Raw genomic sequence first — 17,115 nt, forward strand, 5'->3', positions numbered from 1 at the left:
ATGGATCCCCGTGAACGTGTTCGAGCAGGAGGGGAACCGACATCGGCGCGCGGGCGGGGGTCATGGAGAGGCAGGCACGAGGAGGCGGTCCCATAACGATCGGGGCCTTCTCGGCGAAGACGGCGGAGGACCAGGCCGAAGACGTCACGGAGCAGGTGCCGGCGCCTCAGTTGAGGCGCAGACTCGGGCGGGCCGACCTGCGGGCCGTGCCGGAAGCCCGCAGAGCCCTGCGGGAGTTGCTCGGGCAGTGGGGGAGGACCGCGCGAGCGGACGTGGCGGAACTGCTCACCAGCGAACTCGTCACGAACGCGATCGTCCACACCGACCACGACGCGGTCCTGACCGCCACCGTCGGACCCCGTGGACTACGGGTGGAGGTACGGGACTTCGTGGCCCGCAGGCCCCGGCTGCGCGTACCGGTCGCCGACGACGGTACGAACGGCAGAGGCCTGTTCCTGGTGCAGTCCCTCGCGGACGCCTGGGGAGTCAGGGCGCACGGCGTGGGCAAGGCCGTCTGGTTCGAGCTGGAGGCCGAGGCGGCGTGAACACGGCCGCACGGAGAGAGAAGCGCAGAAGAACGGGGAAAGCGGGGAAAACGGGGAAAGGGGCGCGGCCCGCAGGCCACGCCCCTTCCCGGCGCTGTCTCTGAGCCGCTCGGTCAGCCGAACTGCTGCTCCAGGTCCTTGAGCTTGCGCTCCAGAGAGTCCAGACGCGGCAGCGCCTGCGTGTCGTCCTCCGCGGTGAGGTCGACGGTCACCGGGTCAGCCCCGTGGCGAACGGGCTGAAGGGAGGGACGCGAGCGCACGGGCAGTGGTTCCGGCGCGGATATGGCAGGCTCCGCGGTGACCTGCGAGGAGCCGCGCTCCACCTGCACCTCCAGCTGCCGGCCGGCACCACGGCCGAGATGGCCGCGGTGACCGCGGCTGATCGCCTTCAACTGGGCGCGCTCCACGCGCTGCTGGTCGCGCCGCCGCTGGCGGGCCTCGTCCTTCTTGCGCTTGTCGTCGCGCACCTCGTCGACGGCCTCGTCCAGGCTGCGCACACCCTCCAGAAGCATCAGCGACCAGGCTCTGTACGTCTCGCGCGGGGCGCGCAGCCAGCGCACGATACGGATCTGCGGCAGCGGGCGCGGCACCAGGCCCTGCTCGCGCAGGGCGGCCCGGCGGGTCTGCTTCAGCGCGCGGTCGAAGAGGACCGCCGCCGAGAGGGACATGCCGGCGAAGAAGTGGGGGGCGCCGTCGTGGCCGACGCCCCTGGGCGCGTGCACCCAGTTGAACCAGGCCGCGGCGAACGCGAACGTCCAGACCAGTATCCGCGAGCCGAGCGCCGCGTCACCGTGGCTGGCCTCGCGCACGGCGAGTACGGAGCAGAACATCGCCGCGCCGTCCAGGCCGAACGGGACGAGGTACTGCCAGCCGTTGGAAAGGCCGAGGTTCTGCTCGCCGAAGCCGACCAGGCCGTGGAAGGAGAGCGCGGCGGCGACGGCCGCGCAGCAGAACAGGAGGACGTAGGAGACGGTGCCGTAAAGGGCCTCTTTGCGTCTGCGGCGTTCCTCGTTGCGCTCCCAGGAATCGTCCGCGCTCGTGTCTTTGACCGAGGAGCGCTTGCCGCGCGCGAGCACCGCCACCGCCGCCAGCATGCCCAGGAGAAGCACGGCGCCCGGAAGCAGCCAGTTCAGCGATATGTCGGTCAGTCTCATCTGGGTGGTCCCTTGCATTGGGATAGGGCGTAACGCCCGCCATAGTGGCCCAATCCCACCGGCCCTCAGGGGGTTTCGGGGCAAGAGGCCGCCAAGGAAGTGCAAGGGATTACCCTGGGCGGCATTCTGCTCGAACTGCCGCTTGAAGAGCAGGAGTTGAGTTCGAAGAAGAGTACCCGTGCGGGTGGTTCCCCGGAAACTTTCCGTGACCCGTGGGGAAGGGGTGAATCGGCTGCACGCGAGTGGGTGGCCGGTGCGGCGATGATCCTACCGGGGTGGCGGGACTGCTCTGTCCTGGTCTGCCCGGGGTTGTTTCAACTGGCCGTGGCCAGCAGCTTGGTGACGCGGTCGGCGTCACAGGTGCGCGGGCAGGTGGCGCAGGTGTCCTCGGGGCGCAGGGTGTAGAACATGCAGCAGCTCGCGCGGTCCCGGGTGCGCAGTGGCTCCCCGTCGGGGCCGGTCAGTTCACGGAAGGCCGCCGTGCCCACGTACGGCTTGGTCGCGCCCGGCAGCAGCAGCTCCAGCTCGCGCATCGCGCGCCGCTCCTCGATCTCGCCGAGCAACTGGGCGACGTACCAGAGCCCTTCGACGATCTCGTCCGTCGCCATACCCCACAGGGCCCGGCCGCGGCGCCGCATCCGGGGGCCGAAACCGGCCAGGACCGGCTCCAGGTGATCCGCGACCGCCGACCGCACCTCGGCCCGCAGCGCCTCCTCGTCCGGGACGACCCGGGCGCCGGGCAGTGCGGCGGCCTCGTCGCCGGGCAGGCAGGCGAAACCGGACGGGCGGACGGCCAGGTGGCCGACGGGGTGGGCGGGGGCGGTGCGGTCGTAGGAGACGTGCGTCACCGGGTAACGGGGGACGCGGCGGTGCAGGAACCAGGGAACGGTGATCAGGAGGCAGGCGGACCAGGCGTAGCGGTGCAGGCCGAAGCTGGCGATGACATCGGGCCGTGCCTGCCGGCCGTAGTCCCGGCGTATCTGGGCGTCGTCCCAGGACAGGAACGTGTCGAGGCCGGGGCCGGCTTCCGCGAGCGCGGCGGCGGTGATCCAGTTGCCCCCCTGGGGGGTTTCGTTCTCGGCGGTCAGCTCCGTGATGGCCAGCCCCGGGAGGACCTCGGCCAGACGGGCGTACGCGCCGGAGAGGGCCGAAGGGGGCTGGGGCATGTGATCACCGGTCCGCGTCTGTTGAACGGATTGTTTGAAGGTAAGCCTTACCTTATCGAAGATCGCTGGGATTTGAACTGGCGGCCGGTGCGCTTATGGTGCTTGACGGACGAGTAACAACCCGCCGTAATGACCCCAAGTACCGATACGTCCGGAGGAGGAGCCGAGCCGTGAAGCAGGGCGCGCAGGGCTCCGCCGGGGCGGAGGTGCCGAGGGCGGGGGTGCCGGGGGCGGAGCTGCCGGGTGGACAGGCCCGGGTGCCGCAGCAGGCCGGGGCGGCGGATGCGGGGCGGCTGAGGCCTGGCACCGGTGCCGAGGTGCGGGGGGAGCACACGCACAGTGAGCCCGCCCCGCCGGCTGCTCCGCGCAGCCGGCCCGTCGTCCAGCGGTCCTCGGTGCGCGGGCAGATCGTCGACGCGCTGCGGGCCGCGCTGGTGGCCGGGGATCTCAGGCCCGGGGAGGTGTACTCGGCGCCCGTGCTGGGCGAGCGGTTCGGGGTCTCGGCGACGCCGGTGCGGGAGGCCATGCAGCAGCTGGCCCTGGAGGGTGCCGTCGAGGTCGTGCCGAACCGTGGGTTCCGGGTGGTCGAGCGGGGGGCTCGGGAGCTGGCGGAGCTGGCCGAGGTGCGGGCGCTGATCGAGGTGCCGGTGATGCTGCGGCTGGCGCGGACGGTGCCGGCGGAGCGCTGGGCCGCGCTGCGCCCTCTCGCCGAGGCGACGGTCCGCGCGGCGTCCTCCGGCTGCCGGGCGACCTACGCGGAGTCCGACCGGGGGTTCCACCGGGCGGTGCTGTCGCTCTCCGGGAACGATCAGCTGGTGCAGATCGCGGAGGACCTGCACCGGCGGGCGCAGTGGCCGCTGGTGGGGAGCGGGCCGGGGATACGGGGCCGGGCCGATCTGGTGGCGGACGCGCATGAACACACGGCGTTGCTGGACGCGTTGATCGCCCGCGATCTGGACGTGGTGCGGGCGCTGGTGGGGGAGCACTTCGCGGGCGCGGGCTGAGTGGGGGTGTCGCGCCGTGCGCCTGCGGCCGGCGTGTGGGTCGGGGCCGCGCCGGGGGGTGTCCGTCCTCGGAACGGCGCGATGGGGTTGCGAACCGACTAACTGTCCGTTGACGCGCCAACCGCTGCGGGCGGACACCCCCCGACACGTCCCCTTCCGTGCGTACGCGGGTGCGGGCGCACTGAGCTGCGGGCAGTCGTGCCTCCCCCAGTGCCTTAAGGGCCTGGGAGGTGCCCCCAGGCGGCACGGGTGGGCGCAGCGGCACCTCGTCGCGCCGAGTTGCGCACCCACCCGGCCTCAGCGACCACGCCGGGCACCTGACAGCGCCCTCAAGCCGTAGCCGCCGGAGGCACCGGAGCCAACTGCCGCGCCAGCCACGTCGGCACCCCCCCGAGCAACCGGAGCAACCGCCGGGCCTCCTCCCGCAGGCGCGACGCCTCCGGCTCCGTCTCCGTGTCGGCCAGCGACACCAGCGCCGGTGCCGTACCGACGAGATAACCCAGCTCCTCACGGATCCGCAGCGACTCCGAGAAACCGTGCCGGGCCTCCGCCAACTCCCCCTCCCGCAACGCGAGTCCGGCCAGGTGCCGCCACGTGAAGGACAGCAGCAACGGGTCGGACTGCGCCGTCGCCCCCGCGTGCGCGCGGCGGTACGCGGCCCGCGCCGCCTGCGGGGAACGCGTCAGGTTCTCCGCGACCAGCCCGCGACGGAAGTCCAGCAGGGCCCGCTGCTCAGCCCCCGGAGGGACCAGCGCCGCGGCCCGCCCCAGCGCCGCCCGCGCCTCGTCGGCCCGGTCGCGCACCGCGAGCACGGTCGAGGCGTAGGCCAAGTACCCGCGTTCACAAGCGGCCGCGCCCCGCTCGTCGTCGCTGTGGGCCAGCGCCTCCGCCGTGCGCAGGGCGTCCTCGGCCTCCTCCCAGCCCTGCTCCGTGTACAGACACCGTTCCACCAGCAGCGAGGCGCGTTGCAGCGCCGCCGCGGGGGTGGCCGGTAGCAGCAGGGCGGCCGCGTCGGACCAGCACGCGCGTGAGCGCAGCCGCCATACCGCGGTCTGGAGGGGATCGTCACCGGCGGTCGTTCCGTTACCAGACATGGCGGAATGCGCCACGTTGCCCTCCCCGAGCACGCCATCGAGCTGTTGAGTGGTGGCGGCATCTCAGCACGAATCGCGGGGCCGGGCCAAGAGGGTGGGTGAAGGATTTCACAAAGTCGTGGGACTCGGGGGTGTCCCGGGTTTGCCGCCGGGACACCCTGTGTATCAGCTCATGCGCAGTGCCAGGAAGAAGTCCAGCTTGTCTTCGAGGCGGGACAGGTCACGGCTCGTCAACTGCTCGATGCGTCCCACCCGGTAGCGCAGGGTGTTGACGTGGAGGTGCAGCCGGGAGGCGCAGCGCGTCCAGGAGCCGTCGCAGTCCAGGAACGCCTCCAGCGTGGGGATCAGCTCTGCGCGGTGGCGGCGGTCGTAATCACGCAGCGGGTCCAGGAGGCGGGCCGTGAAGGCGCGGCGGACGTCGTCCGGGACGAAGGGCAGCAGGAGGACGTGGGAGGCCAGCTCCTGGTGTCCCGCCGCGCAGACCCGGCCCGGGCGGGCCGCCGCCACCCGGCGGGCGTGGCGGGCCTCTTCCAGTGCGCCGCGCAGGCCCTCCGCCGAGTGCACGGCCGCGCTGACGCCCAGCGTGAGACGGCCGTCGTCGTTCAGGCCGGCCGTCAGGGGGTCCCGGACGGACTCCAGGAGCGCGTCCGCGAGGACGTCGCTCCCGGAGCCGTCGGGCTCCGTCGGGACGGCGGGGAGCGGGACGAGGGCGACGGCCTCGTCGCCCGTGTGGGCCACGGCGATGCGGTCGGAGTGCTCCGGGCCCGGCGACAGGGGGTCGACGAGGATCTCCTCGAGCAGGGCCTGGGCGACCGGGCCCTCCTCGATCTCGGCGCCGTCCCAGTCGACCCGGGCCACGACCACCTGCCAGTGCGGCGCGGCCCCGAGGCCGGGCAGCAGGACCGGGGCGGCCACCCGGAGACGGGCGGCGATCTCCGCGGGGGCAGCGCCCGTCTGGACCAGTTCCAGGACCTCCTGGGCGAGGCGGCGGCGGACGGTGCGGGCGGCCTCGCGCCGGTCCCTCTCGACCGCGATCAGCTGGGTGACGCCGTAGAGCAGGTCGAGGCGCTCCTCCGCCCAGTCCCCGGCGTCCGCCTCGACGGCGAGCAGCCAGTCGGACAGGACCGTCTCGCGGGCGTCCCGGGCGGTCTGCGGTGCGCGGCCCGTCGAGCGGATGGGGAAGAGGGAGTAGGTGGTGCCACCCAGGAGGACGCGGTGCGGGGCGCGGCGGCCCGTGCGGGTGGCGGCCAGGTGTTCCGCCGCCAGCCGGCCGCAGGTCTCGGCGGTGAGGGCGGGGCCCGCCGCCTTCGGGCCCGCGATCAGGCGGCCGGTGGGGGAGAGGACCCAGGCGCGCAGGTCCAGGTCGGAGCCCAGGAGGTCCAGGACGACGTCCGGGCCGCCGCCCGCCGGGCCCGAGGTCATCATCCGGCGGTGGCGGTCCACCACGGCCGCGAGGTCGCCCGCGCGCTCGCCGGAGACCTGCCGTACGACGTGCTCGGTGATCGTCGCGAACGCCACCGACTCGTGCACCGCGAAGAGCGGCAGGCGGTGGCGGGCGCAGGCCTCGACCAGGTCGTCCGGTACGTCCCCGAGCTCGGCCTCGCCCGCGGCGAGGGCCGTGACCCCCTCCTGCACCAGGATCCGCACGAACGGCTCCGAGTCCGCGGCGTCCCGGCGCCAGGCCAGGCCCGTCAGGACCAGCTCGCCGCCCGAGAGGTAGCGGCTGGGGTCGCGCAGGTCGGTGGTCATCACCCCGCGCACGGAGCGGTCCAGCTCGTCCTCGCCGCCGAGCAGCTTGAGGCCCAGCGCGTCGGTGTCCAGCAGTGCGCGCAGCCGCATTTCTCGTCGCCGCCGTTCTTTGTCTCGAAATCCATGGTGGATCTTGCCGGTCCTGGCTGTGTCCCAGGTCACGCGGCTGTGTCGCGCGTTTCCACAGGAAAACGAGGAGGTTGCTGATGGCCTCCGTTCATACGAATCTACAAGATGCCCGTCCTGGCCAGCCAACTCCTTCATGGTTTCCGTGACTGACCGCGCCGGAGCACCGGCCTGTGTACTGAGGCCATTACGCGTTGACAGCACAGGAACGAGCCGGGACCGCCGCACACGGATTGGCTCAATCTGAACGCCCCACGAGAAGACGAAGAAGAGAGCCGGTCATGGACTTCCTTCGCCCCGCCAGCTGGGAGGAGGCGCTCGCCGCGAAAGCCGAGCATCCCACCGCTGTGCCGATTGCGGGTGGCACCGACGTGATGGTCGAGATCAACTTCGACCACCGCCGGCCCGAGTACCTCATGGACCTGAACCGCATCGGAGACCTCTGCGAGTGGGAGGTCGGCGAGGAGAGCGTGCGGCTCGGTGCCTCCGTGCCGTACACGACGATCATGGAGAACCTGCGCGCCGAGCTGCCGGGGCTCGCCCTGGCCTCGCACACGGTCGCCTCCCCGCAGATCCGCAACCGCGGCGGCGTCGGCGGCAACCTCGGCACCGCCTCCCCGGCCGGCGACGCCCACCCCGCCCTGCTCGCCGCGGGCGCCGAGGTGGAGGTGGAGTCGGTGCGCGGGGCGCGTCGCATCCCGATCGACGCGTTCTACACGGGTGTGAAGCGCAACGCGCTGGCCCCCGACGAGCTGATCCGCGCCGTGCACGTGAAGAAGGCCGACGGGCCGCAGCAGTTCTCCAAGGTGGGAACCCGGAACGCGATGGTCATCGCCGTGTGCGCCTTCGGGCTGGCACTGCACCCCGAGACGCGGACCGTGCGGACCGGCATCGGTTCGGCCGCGCCGACACCCGTTCGGGCCAAGGCCGCCGAGGAGTTCCTGAACGCCGCGCTGGAGGAGGGCGGCTTCTGGGACAACGGGAAGATCATCACCCCGTCGGTCGCCAAGCAGTTCGCGGACCTGTGCTCCGCCGCCTGCAACCCGATCGACGACGTCCGGGGCACCGCGAGCTACCGCCGCCACGCGGTGGGCGTCATGGCCCGCCGCACGCTGACCTGGACCTGGGAGTCCTACCGCGGCACCCGCCGCACCACCGAGGGAGCTGCGTAATGCGCGTCAACTTCACGGTCAACGGCCGTCCGCAGGAAGCCGACGACGTGTGGGAGGGCGAGTCCCTGCTGTACGTGCTCAGGGAGCGGCTCGGCCTGCCGGGTTCGAAGAACGCCTGTGAGCAGGGCGAGTGCGGATCGTGCACGGTCCGGCTGGACGGCGTGCCGGTGTGTTCGTGCCTGGTCGCGGCCGGGCAGGTGGAGGGCCGCGAGGTCGTCACCGTCGAGGGCCTCGCCGACTACGCCAAGCAGCGCTCCTGCGCGAGTGACGCGTGCGGTACGACGCTGCAGAACGCCCAGCAGTGGGAGGCCAAGGGCACCGACTCGCAGACCGGCGAGGGCACCGAGCTCTCCCCGATCCAGCAGGCGTTCATCGACGCCGGCGCCGTCCAGTGCGGCTTCTGCACCCCCGGTCTGCTGGTCGCCGCCGACGAGATGCTGGAGCGCAACCCGACCCCGACCGACGCGGACATCCGCGAGGCCCTGTCGGGCAACCTGTGCCGCTGCACCGGCTACGAGAAGATCATGGACGCGGTCCGCCTGGCGGCCGCCCGGCAGGGAGAGGCGGTCTGATCATGGCTTCCCCCAGCGGAACCCCCACGAAGATCACCCAGGGATCCCAGACCAAGGGCGGCATCGGCGAGAGCACGCTGCGCCCCGACGGCACCCTCAAGGTCACCGGCGAGTTCGCGTACTCGTCCGACATGTGGCACGAGGACATGCTGTGGGGCCAGATCCTCCGGTCGACCGTCGCGCACGCCGAGATCGTGTCCATCGACACCAGCGAGGCCCTGGCCACGCCGGGCGTCTACGCCGTGCTGACGTACGACGACCTGCCGACCGCGGTGAAGAACTACGGGCTGGAGATCCAGGACACCCCGGTCCTCGCCCACGGCAAGGTCCGCCACCACGGCGAGCCGGTCGCGATCGTCGCCGCCGACCACCCGGAGACCGCGCGCCGCGCCGCCGCCAAGATCAAGGTGGACTACCGCGAACTGCCCGTCATCACCGACGAGGCCTCCGCGACCGCGCCCGACGCGATCCTCGTCCACGAGGGCCGCGACGACCACCACGCCGGGCACGTGCCGCACCCGAACATCGTCCACCGCCAGCCGATCGTCCGCGGGGACGTGGAGGAGGCCCGCAAGCGGGCCGACGTGATCGTCGAGGGCGAGTACACCTTCGGCATGCAGGACCAGGCCTTCCTCGGCCCCGAGTCCGGCCTCGCCGTGCCGGAGGAGGACGGCGGCGTCCACCTCTACATCGCCACCCAGTGGCTGCACAGCGACCTGCGCCAGATCGCGCCCGTGCTCGGCCTGCCCGAGGACAAGGTGCGGATGACGCTGTCCGGCGTCGGCGGCGCGTTCGGCGGCCGCGAGGACCTGTCGATGCAGATCCACGCCTGCCTGCTGGCGCTGCGCACCGGCAAACCCGTCAAGATCGTCTACAACCGGTTCGAGTCCTTCTTCGGGCACGTCCACCGCCACCCCGCCAAGCTCCACTACGAGCACGGGGCCACCAAGGACGGCAAGCTCACGCACATGAAGTGCCGGATCGTCCTGGACGGCGGCGCCTACGCCTCCGCCTCCCCGGCCGTCGTCGGCAACGCCTCCTCCCTGTCGGTCGGTCCGTACGTGATCGACGACGTGGACATCGAGGCCATCGCCCTCTACACCAACAACCCGCCCTGCGGCGCCATGCGCGGCTTCGGCGCGGTGCAGGCCTGCTTCGCCTACGAGGCGCAGATGGACAAGCTGGCCAAGAAACTCGGCATGGACCCGGTGGAGTTCCGGCAGCTCAACGCCATGGAGCAGGGCACGCTCATGCCGACCGGGCAGCCGGTCGACTCGCCGGCCCCGGTCGCCGAACTCCTGCGCCGCGTCAAGGCGATGCCGATGCCGCCGGAGCGCCAGTGGGAGTCCAGCGAGGGCGCCGACCTGCGGGAGCTGCCGGGTGGTCTGTCCAACACCACGCACGGAGAAGGCGTCGTACGCGGTGTCGGCTACGCGGTCGGCATCAAGAACGTGGGCTTCTCCGAGGGGTTCGACGACTACTCGACCGCGAAGGTCCGGATGGAGGTCGTCGGCGGCGAGCCCGTCGTCACCGTCCACACGGCCATGGCCGAGGTCGGGCAGGGCGGTGTCACGGTCCACGCGCAGATCGCCCGCACCGAACTGGGCGTCACGCAGGTGACCATCAACCCCGCCGACACCCGCGTGGGCAGCGCAGGTTCGACGTCGGCCTCCCGGCAGACGTACGTCACCGGCGGTGCCGTGAAGAACGCCTGTGAGCTGGTCCGCGAGAAGGTGCTGGAGATCGGCCGCCGCAAGTTCGGCTCCTACCACCCGGCCTGGGCGACGGCCGAACTGCTCCTGGAGGGCGGCAAGGTCGTCACCGACGGCGGCGAGGTCCTCGGGGACCTGGCCGACGTCCTGGAGGACGAGGTCGTGGAGGTCGAGGAGGAGTGGCGGCACCGGCCGACCGAGCCCTTCGACCTGCGCACCGGCCAGGGCAACGGGCACGTCCAGTACTCCTTCGCCGCGCACCGCGCCGTCGTCGAGGTCGACACCGAGCTCGGCCTGGTGAAGGTCATCGAGCTGGCCTGCGCCCAGGACGTCGGCAAGGCGCTCAACCCGCTGTCCGTGCTCGGCCAGATCCAGGGCGGCACGACACAGGGCCTCGGCGTGGCCGTCATGGAGGAGATCATCGTCGACCCGAAGACGGCGAAGGTGAAGAACCCCTCCTTCACGGACTACCTGATCCCGACCATCCTCGACACGCCGACCATCCCGGTCGACGTCCTCGAACTCGCCGACGACCACGCCCCGTACGGGCTGCGCGGCATCGGCGAAGCGCCCACCCTGTCGTCGACCCCGGCGGTCCTCGCGGCCATCCGGAACGCGACCGGGCTCGAGCTGAACCGGACCCCGGTACGGCCCGAGCACCTGACGGGTACACAGCTCTCCGAGGGCTGAGCAGTCGCATAGTCCTGGGGGACTTCGTCCCCCGGGCTCCCAGTTCGTCTCGGGCCGTCCCCCGGGTCGTGCATCCCAACCCCCTATGAAACTTGGGAGTAGGCCCACATGACCCAGCAGTCACTGGAGCCGAGGACCACAGCCGAAGACGCGGGCGAAGGCACCCGCGTCCCGGCCGGACGGTCCTGGCTCGACCGGTACTTCCACATATCCCACAGAGGGTCCACGGTCGCGCGCGAAGTGCGCGGCGGCGTCACCACCTTCATGGCGATGGCGTACATCCTCCTGCTCAACCCCCTGATCCTGTCCGGCAAGGACGCGGCCGGGAACACCCTCGCGCAGCAGGGCCTGATCACCGCGACCGCGTTCGCGGCGGCCCTCACCACCCTGCTCATGGGTCTCGTCGGCAAGGTGCCGCTCGCCCTCGCCGCGGGTCTGTCCGTCTCCGGGGTCCTCGCCTCCCAGGTCGCGCCCGAGATGACCTGGCCGCAGGCGATGGGCATGTGCGTGATGTACGGCGTGGTCATCATGCTGCTGGTCGTCACCGGCCTGCGCGAGATGATCATGAACGCGATCCCGCTCGCGCTCAAGCACGGCATCACCATGGGCATCGGCCTGTTCATCGCCCTCATCGGCTTCTACAAGTCCGGCTTCGTGCACCAGGGGAAGGCCACTCCCCTCGCGCTCGGCCCGGCGGGCGAACTGGCCGGCTGGCCGGTGCTGCTCTTCGCCGGCACCCTGCTGCTGATCTTCATGCTCCAGGCCCGGAACATCCCGGGCGCCATCCTCATCGGCATCCTCAGCGGCACGGTCGTCGCCGCGATCCTGAACGCCGCGGGCGTCATCGACCCCAAGCAGTGGGCGGCCGGGGCCCCCGAACTGCACGGCGGCGCGGTGTCCATGCCCGACTTCTCGCTCTTCGGGGACGTGGAGTTCGGCGGCTGGGGCGAGGTCGGCGCGATGACCGTCGGCATGATCGTCTTCACGCTGGTGCTGGCCGGGTTCTTCGACGCGATGGCGACCATCATCGGTGTCGGCACCGAGGCCAAGCTCGCCGACGACAAGGGCCGGATGCCGGGCCTGTCCAAGGCGCTGTTCATCGACGGGGCCGGCGGCGCGATCGGTGGCGTGTCCGGCGGTTCGGGGCAGACGGTGTTCATCGAGTCGGCCACGGGCGTCGGCGAGGGCGCGCGCACCGGCCTCGCCTCGGTCGTCACCGGTGCGTTCTTCGCGGCCTGTCTGTTCTTCACGCCGCTCACGGCGATCGTGCCGCAGGAGGTCGCGTCCGCCGCCCTCGTCGTCATCGGCGCGATGATGCTGATGAACGCCCGGCACGTGGACTGGGCCGACCGGGCCACCGCCATCCCGGTGTTCCTGACGGTCGTCCTGATGCCGTTCACGTACACCATCACCACCGGTGTCGCCGCGGGCGTCATCTCCTACGTCGCCATCAAGACCGCCCAGGGCAAGGTGCGCGAGATCGGCGCCTTCATGTGGATCCTGACGGCGGTGTTCCTCGTCTACTTCGCCCTCAACCCGATCGAGAGCTGGCTGGGCGTCCACTGACGCCCGGCCCTCCGCGACCCCAAGGAGACCGAGACAGATGCTGGACATCGCCGAGGAGCTGGACCGGTGGGTCGAGCAGGGCCGTGACTTCGCCGTGGCCACCGTGGTGGCCGTCGGCGGCAGCGCGCCCCGGCAGCCCGGCGCCGCGCTCGCGGTGGACGCCGACGGCACGGCGATCGGCTCGGTCTCCGGCGGCTGCGTGGAGGGCGCGGTCTACGAGCTGTGCGAGCGGGCGCTGCGGGACGGCGAGACCGTCCTGGAGCGCTTCGGATACAGCGACGACGACGCCTTCGCCGTGGGTCTGACCTGCGGCGGCGTCATCGACATCCTGGTCACCCCGGTCCGGGCCGGCGATCCGGTCCGTCAGGTGGTCGCGTCCGCGCTCACCGCCGCCGCGCGAGGGGAGGCGGCGGCGGTGGCGCGGATCGTGTCGGGACCGCGCGAACTGACGGGCCGGGCCCTGCTGGTCCGGGCCGACGGCTCCTGCGAGGGCGGCTTCGGCGCCCACCCGGAACTGGACCGCACGGTCGCCGGGGAGGCGGGCGCCTTCCTGGACGCCGGCCGCACCGGCACCCTGGAGATCGGAGAGCGGGGCTCTCGATGCGGAGCACCGCTCACGGTCCTGATCGAGTCCTCGGTCCCGGCACCCCGCATGATCGTGTTCGGCGCGATCGACTTCGCCTCGGCCCTGGTCCGTATCGGCAAGTTCCTCGGCTACCACGTCACGGTGTGCGACGCGCGCCCCGTCTTCGCGACCCGGGCGCGCTTCCCGGACGCCGACGAGATCGTCGTCGACTGGCCCCACCGCTACCTGGAGCGCACGGACGTCGACGGCCGTACGGTCCTGTGCGTCCTCACCCACGACGCCAAGTTCGACGTGCCCCTGCTGAAGCTGGCGCTGCGGCTGCCGGTGGCGTACGTCGGTGCGATGGGCTCCCGGCGCACCCACCTGGACCGCAACGCACGCCTGCGGGAAGTCGGCGTGACCGAGCTGGAGTTGAGCCGGCTGCACTCGCCGATCGGCCTGGACCTCGGGGCCCGTACGCCCGAGGAGACGGCCCTGTCGATCGCGTCGGAGATCGTCGCCGGGCGGCGCGGCGGCAACGGGGTCTCGCTGACCGGGGCGCATATGCCGATCCACCACGAGCCGGGGCCGAAGCCGGCCGGCCGGATCGGGTCGGTGGCCTGAGGCGGCTCAGCAGGCCACCCTCGGCTGCCGCCGGGGCGTCACGGACGCCTGAGCAAACGGTTCAGCGCACGTCCGAACACGTACCGCGCCGAGAGCCGCAGCAGGCCGTCGAAGAGTGACGGCAGCAGCCGGATTCGGATCTCCTCCCGCCAGAGCACACGGCTACGGCCCCCGGGCCCCGGCCGCACCTCCAGCTCCGCCCAGCCCAGCACCACCCGGCCCCGCTTCTCCAGGCGGCACATCCCCGGCGCCCCGTCCTCCGGCGGCTGCCACAGCGTGACCTCCATCGGGTCCTCGAAGGCCAGCGGCCCGACACCCGACCGGGCTACGACGACCGTGCCCACGCCGGTCGGCTCGGGCGGAACCACCCTGACCGAGGTCAACGGCACCACGTCACCGTGCCGCGGCCACAGCGTGATCCGCCGCCACGCCTCGTCGAGGGGAAGCGGAACGGTACGTACGAGCAGGATGTTCGCCACGCGACGATCGTAAGGACTCCCCGCCCCCGAACGCTTCGCCTACGGAGTCACCCGTGCCACCGCTCCCGTCTCCAGGGCCGCCCACACGGTGCCGTCCGGGGTCGTCGTGATGCCGTGCGGCTCGGAGTTCGGGGACGGGAGGGGGAGTTCGAGGAGTTCTCCCGTGAGGGAGAGGTGGCCGATGCGGTTGGTGCCCCACTCCGTGAACCAGCAGGCTCCGCGGGAGGTCGTGGTGATGGCGTGGGGGCGGGAGGTGCCGTCGGGGAGGGGGAACTCCTCGATCCGGCCGTCGGGGGAGGCCCTGCCGATCCGGCCGGCCGCGATCTCGACGAACCACAGGTCGGTGCCGTCGCTGGTGATACCGACCGGGCCGGCGTCCGGGGTGGGCAGGGGGTGCAGGCGGATGTCGCCGGTGACGGTGATGCGGCCGATGGCGTTGGCCTGGTTGAGCGTGAACCACAGGGCGCCGTCCGGGCCCGGGGTGATCGCCGAGGGGAAGGTGCCCGTCACCGGGAGGGCGAACTCGGTGATCTCCCCGTCGGTCGTCAGGCGGCCGATGCGGTCCGTGTTCATCTGCGTGAACCAGACCGCGCCGTCCGGGCCGGCCGTGATGCCGTAGGGGCCGCAGTCGGGCGTCGGCAAGGCGAACGATTCCGTCTCGCCGTCGACCGTGACGCGGCCGATCCGGTGGTCCGCGGAGCGGGTGAACCACAGCGCCCCGTCCGGCCCGGGCGCGATGACCATGGGGCGGCAGGACGGCGAGTCCAGCGCGAACTGCGTGAGCTCGCCGTCCGGCGTGAGACGCCCGATCCGGCCGCTGTGGACGAACGTGAGCCACAGCGCCCCGTCCGGCCCGGCCGTGATGCCGTACGGCCCGGCGTCCCGGTCCGCCACGGCGAACTCCCGGACGACCGGAGTGTCAGAGTGCGACAACGGTGCTCCCTTCAGCGCCCTAAGGGGTGTGCGCTCGCACCCTCCCCGCGCGCGACGGCGGCCGCAACTCCTTTTCCCGCCGGGGCGTCGACCCTCTGTCGGCCCCTACCGGTACACCTTTCCCGGCTCAGCCTTCCCCGGTGCCAGCAACTGCGGCACCGTCACGAACACATAGCCCCGTTCCTTGAGCGCGTCGATGATCCCCGGCACCGCCGGCACCGTGCCGTCGTAGATGTCGTGCAGCAGGATGATCCCGTCCCGGGACGCCTGGGCGAGGACGCGGCGGGTGATCAGGTCCGGGTCGGTCGTCGTGTAGTCCTTCGCCGTCACGCTCCACAGCACCTCGGCGAGGCCCAGCTCGCGGCAGATCTCGTGGACGGTGTCGTCGGTGCGGCCCTGCGGCGGGCGCATCAGGGTCGGGCGCCGGCCGGTGAGGCGTTCTATCTCCTGGTTGGGGCGTTCGAGCTCCTCGCGTATCTCCTCGGGTCTGAGCCGGGTCAGGATCTTGTGGTCCCAGGTGTGGCTGGCCACCTCGTGGCCCTCGTCCGCCATCCGCCGCACCAGCTCCGGGTACTTCTCGATGTGCCGCTTGCCGAGGAGGAAGAAGGTCGCCGGGACCTGTTTCTCCTTCAGGATGTCCAGCAGGCGTGCGGAGTGCTCGCTCGGCCCGGCGTCGAAGGTGAGCGCGATGCACTTCACCTCACGGCAGTCGACGGTGCCGAAGCGCGCTGCCCGGACGTCCGTCGCCGCCTGGGCGCGGACGGCGCTGGGAGCCGTGGTGTCGAGTCCCGAGCAGCCGCTCAGGAGCAGTGTCAGGGCGGCGGTCGCCGCGAGCGTTCCGGCCGTTCGGAACGCGGTCCCCGTTTTCTTCATCTTCTTGGTCAGAGAAGGCATGCCGGGACTATACACACTGTGTATACGTCCGGTTTATAGTGTTCCGGCTCCCCGTCTGGTTACTCACGCCGATACGCAAGTGAACGCCAGCGGAAGGAGAGTCCCGTGAGCGGACGCGCCTGGCGCCGGGCCCTGGTGACCGGCGGTGCGGGTTTCGTGGGGTCCCATCTGTGCGCACGGCTGGTCGACGCCGGCACGGAGGTCGTGTGCCTGGACAACCTGGCCACCGGCTCCCGCGCCAACGTGGCCGACCTGGAGCAGTGGCCCGGCTTCCGCTTCGTACGCGGTGACGCCACCGACCCGGCGGTCTGGCGGGCGCTGCCGGGCCGCTTCGACCTCGTTCTGCACTTCGCCTGCCCGGCCTCGCCCGCCGACTACCTGCGGCTGCCGCTGGAGACCCTCGACGTCGGCAGCACGGGCACCCGCCTCGCGCTGGAGCGGGCCCACACCGACGGAGCCCGCCTCGTGCTCGCCTCCACCTCCGAGGTGTACGGCGACCCGCTGGAGCATCCGCAGCGCGAGACGTACTGGGGCAACGTCAACCCGATCGGACCGCGCAGCGTCTACGACGAGTCCAAGCGGTTCGCGGAGGCCCTGGTCACCGCCCACCGCCAGGCGCGCGGCACCGACACCGCCATCGTCCGCATCTTCAACACGTACGGCCCCCGCATGCGCACCGGCGACGGCCGCGCCGTCCCCACCTTCATCGCGCAGGCCCTGGACGGCATGCCCCTGACCGTCGCCGGGGACGGCGGGCAGACGCGCTCGCTGGCTTACGTCGACGACACCGTGGACGGCGTCCTCGCGCTGGCCGCCTCCGCCGAGACCGGGCCCGTGAACATCGGCGGCGGCGACGAGATCACGATGCTGGAGCTGGCCCGCAGGATCGTGGAGATCACCGGTTCCGCCTCCCGCATCCGGTTCGTGGACCGCCCCGTCGACGACCCGGCCCGGCGCCGCCCCGACACCCGGCTGGCCCGGGAGCGGCTCGGCTGGCAGCCCCGTATCGGCTGGAGCGAGGGACTCGAACGGACCATTGGCTGGTTCTCGCGCTCCGTGGCCGCCTGAGC

Annotated in this window: 15 protein-coding genes; 8 read left to right on the top strand and 7 right to left on the bottom strand. The window is 71.9% G+C overall.

Translation table 11 applies throughout. The features are described 5' to 3' along the window. Nucleotides 1-62: 62 nt before the first annotated feature. Complete coding sequence (locus tag ACZ3I3_RS25845; RefSeq protein WP_467368827.1) at nt 63-545, top strand: ATP-binding protein; 483 nt, start codon at nt 63-65, stop codon at nt 543-545. Between the two features lie 113 nt (nt 546-658). On the opposite strand, the gene ACZ3I3_RS25850 is transcribed toward ACZ3I3_RS25845, so the two are convergent. Both ACZ3I3_RS25850 and ACZ3I3_RS25855 read right to left on the bottom strand, forming a co-directional pair. Then, the gene (locus ACZ3I3_RS25850; RefSeq protein ID WP_467368829.1) at nt 659-1,699 is read right to left on the bottom strand and encodes a DUF2637 domain-containing protein; all 1,041 of its coding nucleotides are present in this window, start codon (nt 1,697-1,699) and stop codon (nt 659-661) included. 314 nt (nt 1,700-2,013) lie between these two features. After that, entirely contained in the window at nt 2,014-2,865 is an 852-nt protein-coding gene (locus tag ACZ3I3_RS25855) for a (2Fe-2S)-binding protein (RefSeq protein ID WP_467368831.1), read from the bottom strand. A gap of 170 nt (nt 2,866-3,035) precedes the next feature. On the opposite strand from ACZ3I3_RS25855, the gene ACZ3I3_RS25860 reads away from it, so the two are divergent. Beyond that, nucleotides 3,036-3,869 (top strand): GntR family transcriptional regulator, encoded by an 834-nt coding sequence (locus tag ACZ3I3_RS25860; RefSeq protein WP_467368832.1) that lies wholly within the window; start codon nt 3,036-3,038, stop codon nt 3,867-3,869. 329 nt (nt 3,870-4,198) lie between these two features. Here the strand turns inward: ACZ3I3_RS25860 and ACZ3I3_RS25865 are convergent, their stop codons facing one another. After that, entirely contained in the window at nt 4,199-4,978 is a 780-nt protein-coding gene (locus ACZ3I3_RS25865) for a hypothetical protein (RefSeq protein ID WP_467368834.1), read from the bottom strand. A gap of 150 nt (nt 4,979-5,128) precedes the next feature. Continuing rightward, complete coding sequence (locus tag ACZ3I3_RS25870) at nt 5,129-6,802, bottom strand: PucR family transcriptional regulator (RefSeq protein WP_467368836.1); 1,674 nt, start codon at nt 6,800-6,802, stop codon at nt 5,129-5,131. A 317-nt stretch (nt 6,803-7,119) separates the two neighbouring features. On the opposite strand from ACZ3I3_RS25870, the gene ACZ3I3_RS25875 reads away from it, so the two are divergent. The 5 genes from ACZ3I3_RS25875 (at nt 7,120) to ACZ3I3_RS25895 (ending at nt 13,739) form a co-directional block, all read left to right on the top strand. After that, entirely contained in the window at nt 7,120-8,010 is an 891-nt protein-coding gene (locus tag ACZ3I3_RS25875) for an FAD binding domain-containing protein (RefSeq protein ID WP_467368838.1), read from the top strand. After that, a complete protein-coding gene (locus ACZ3I3_RS25880; RefSeq protein ID WP_397616376.1) occupies nt 8,010-8,582 on the top strand; it encodes a (2Fe-2S)-binding protein in 573 nt (190 codons plus the stop codon). Before ACZ3I3_RS25875 ends, ACZ3I3_RS25880 begins: the two co-directional genes overlap by 1 nt. Nucleotides 8,583-8,584: 2 nt before the next feature. Then, entirely contained in the window at nt 8,585-10,984 is a 2,400-nt protein-coding gene (locus tag ACZ3I3_RS25885; protein WP_467368841.1) for a xanthine dehydrogenase family protein molybdopterin-binding subunit, read from the top strand. A 108-nt stretch (nt 10,985-11,092) separates the two neighbouring features. After that, nucleotides 11,093-12,550, top strand: a complete 1,458-nt coding sequence (locus ACZ3I3_RS25890) for an NCS2 family permease (protein ID WP_467368843.1) — start codon at nt 11,093-11,095, stop codon at nt 12,548-12,550. A 37-nt stretch (nt 12,551-12,587) separates the two neighbouring features. Further along, nucleotides 12,588-13,739: an XdhC family protein gene (locus ACZ3I3_RS25895; protein ID WP_467368845.1), complete on the top strand. Its 1,152-nt coding sequence runs from the start codon at nt 12,588-12,590 to the stop codon at nt 13,737-13,739. Between the two features lie 38 nt (nt 13,740-13,777). On the opposite strand, the gene ACZ3I3_RS25900 is transcribed toward ACZ3I3_RS25895, so the two are convergent. The 3 genes from ACZ3I3_RS25900 to ACZ3I3_RS25910 form a co-directional block, all read right to left on the bottom strand. Next, entirely contained in the window at nt 13,778-14,218 is a 441-nt protein-coding gene (locus ACZ3I3_RS25900) for an SRPBCC family protein (RefSeq protein WP_467368847.1), read from the bottom strand. 39 nt (nt 14,219-14,257) lie between these two features. Continuing rightward, complete coding sequence (locus tag ACZ3I3_RS25905) at nt 14,258-15,151, bottom strand: Vgb family protein (RefSeq protein ID WP_467368849.1); 894 nt, start codon at nt 15,149-15,151, stop codon at nt 14,258-14,260. A 105-nt stretch (nt 15,152-15,256) separates the two neighbouring features. Beyond that, the gene (locus ACZ3I3_RS25910; RefSeq protein WP_467369008.1) at nt 15,257-16,024 is read right to left on the bottom strand and encodes a polysaccharide deacetylase family protein; all 768 of its coding nucleotides are present in this window, start codon (nt 16,022-16,024) and stop codon (nt 15,257-15,259) included. 126 nt (nt 16,025-16,150) lie between these two features. Between ACZ3I3_RS25910 and ACZ3I3_RS25915 the strand changes: the two genes are divergently transcribed. Further along, nucleotides 16,151-17,113 carry an NAD-dependent epimerase/dehydratase family protein gene (locus tag ACZ3I3_RS25915; RefSeq protein WP_467368851.1) on the top strand — a complete coding sequence of 321 codons (963 nt, stop codon included), beginning with the start codon at nt 16,151-16,153 and terminating at the stop codon, nt 17,111-17,113. Nucleotides 17,114-17,115 lie beyond the last annotated feature (2 nt).

It is taken from the genome of Streptomyces sp. NPDC016851 (assembly GCF_055562795.1).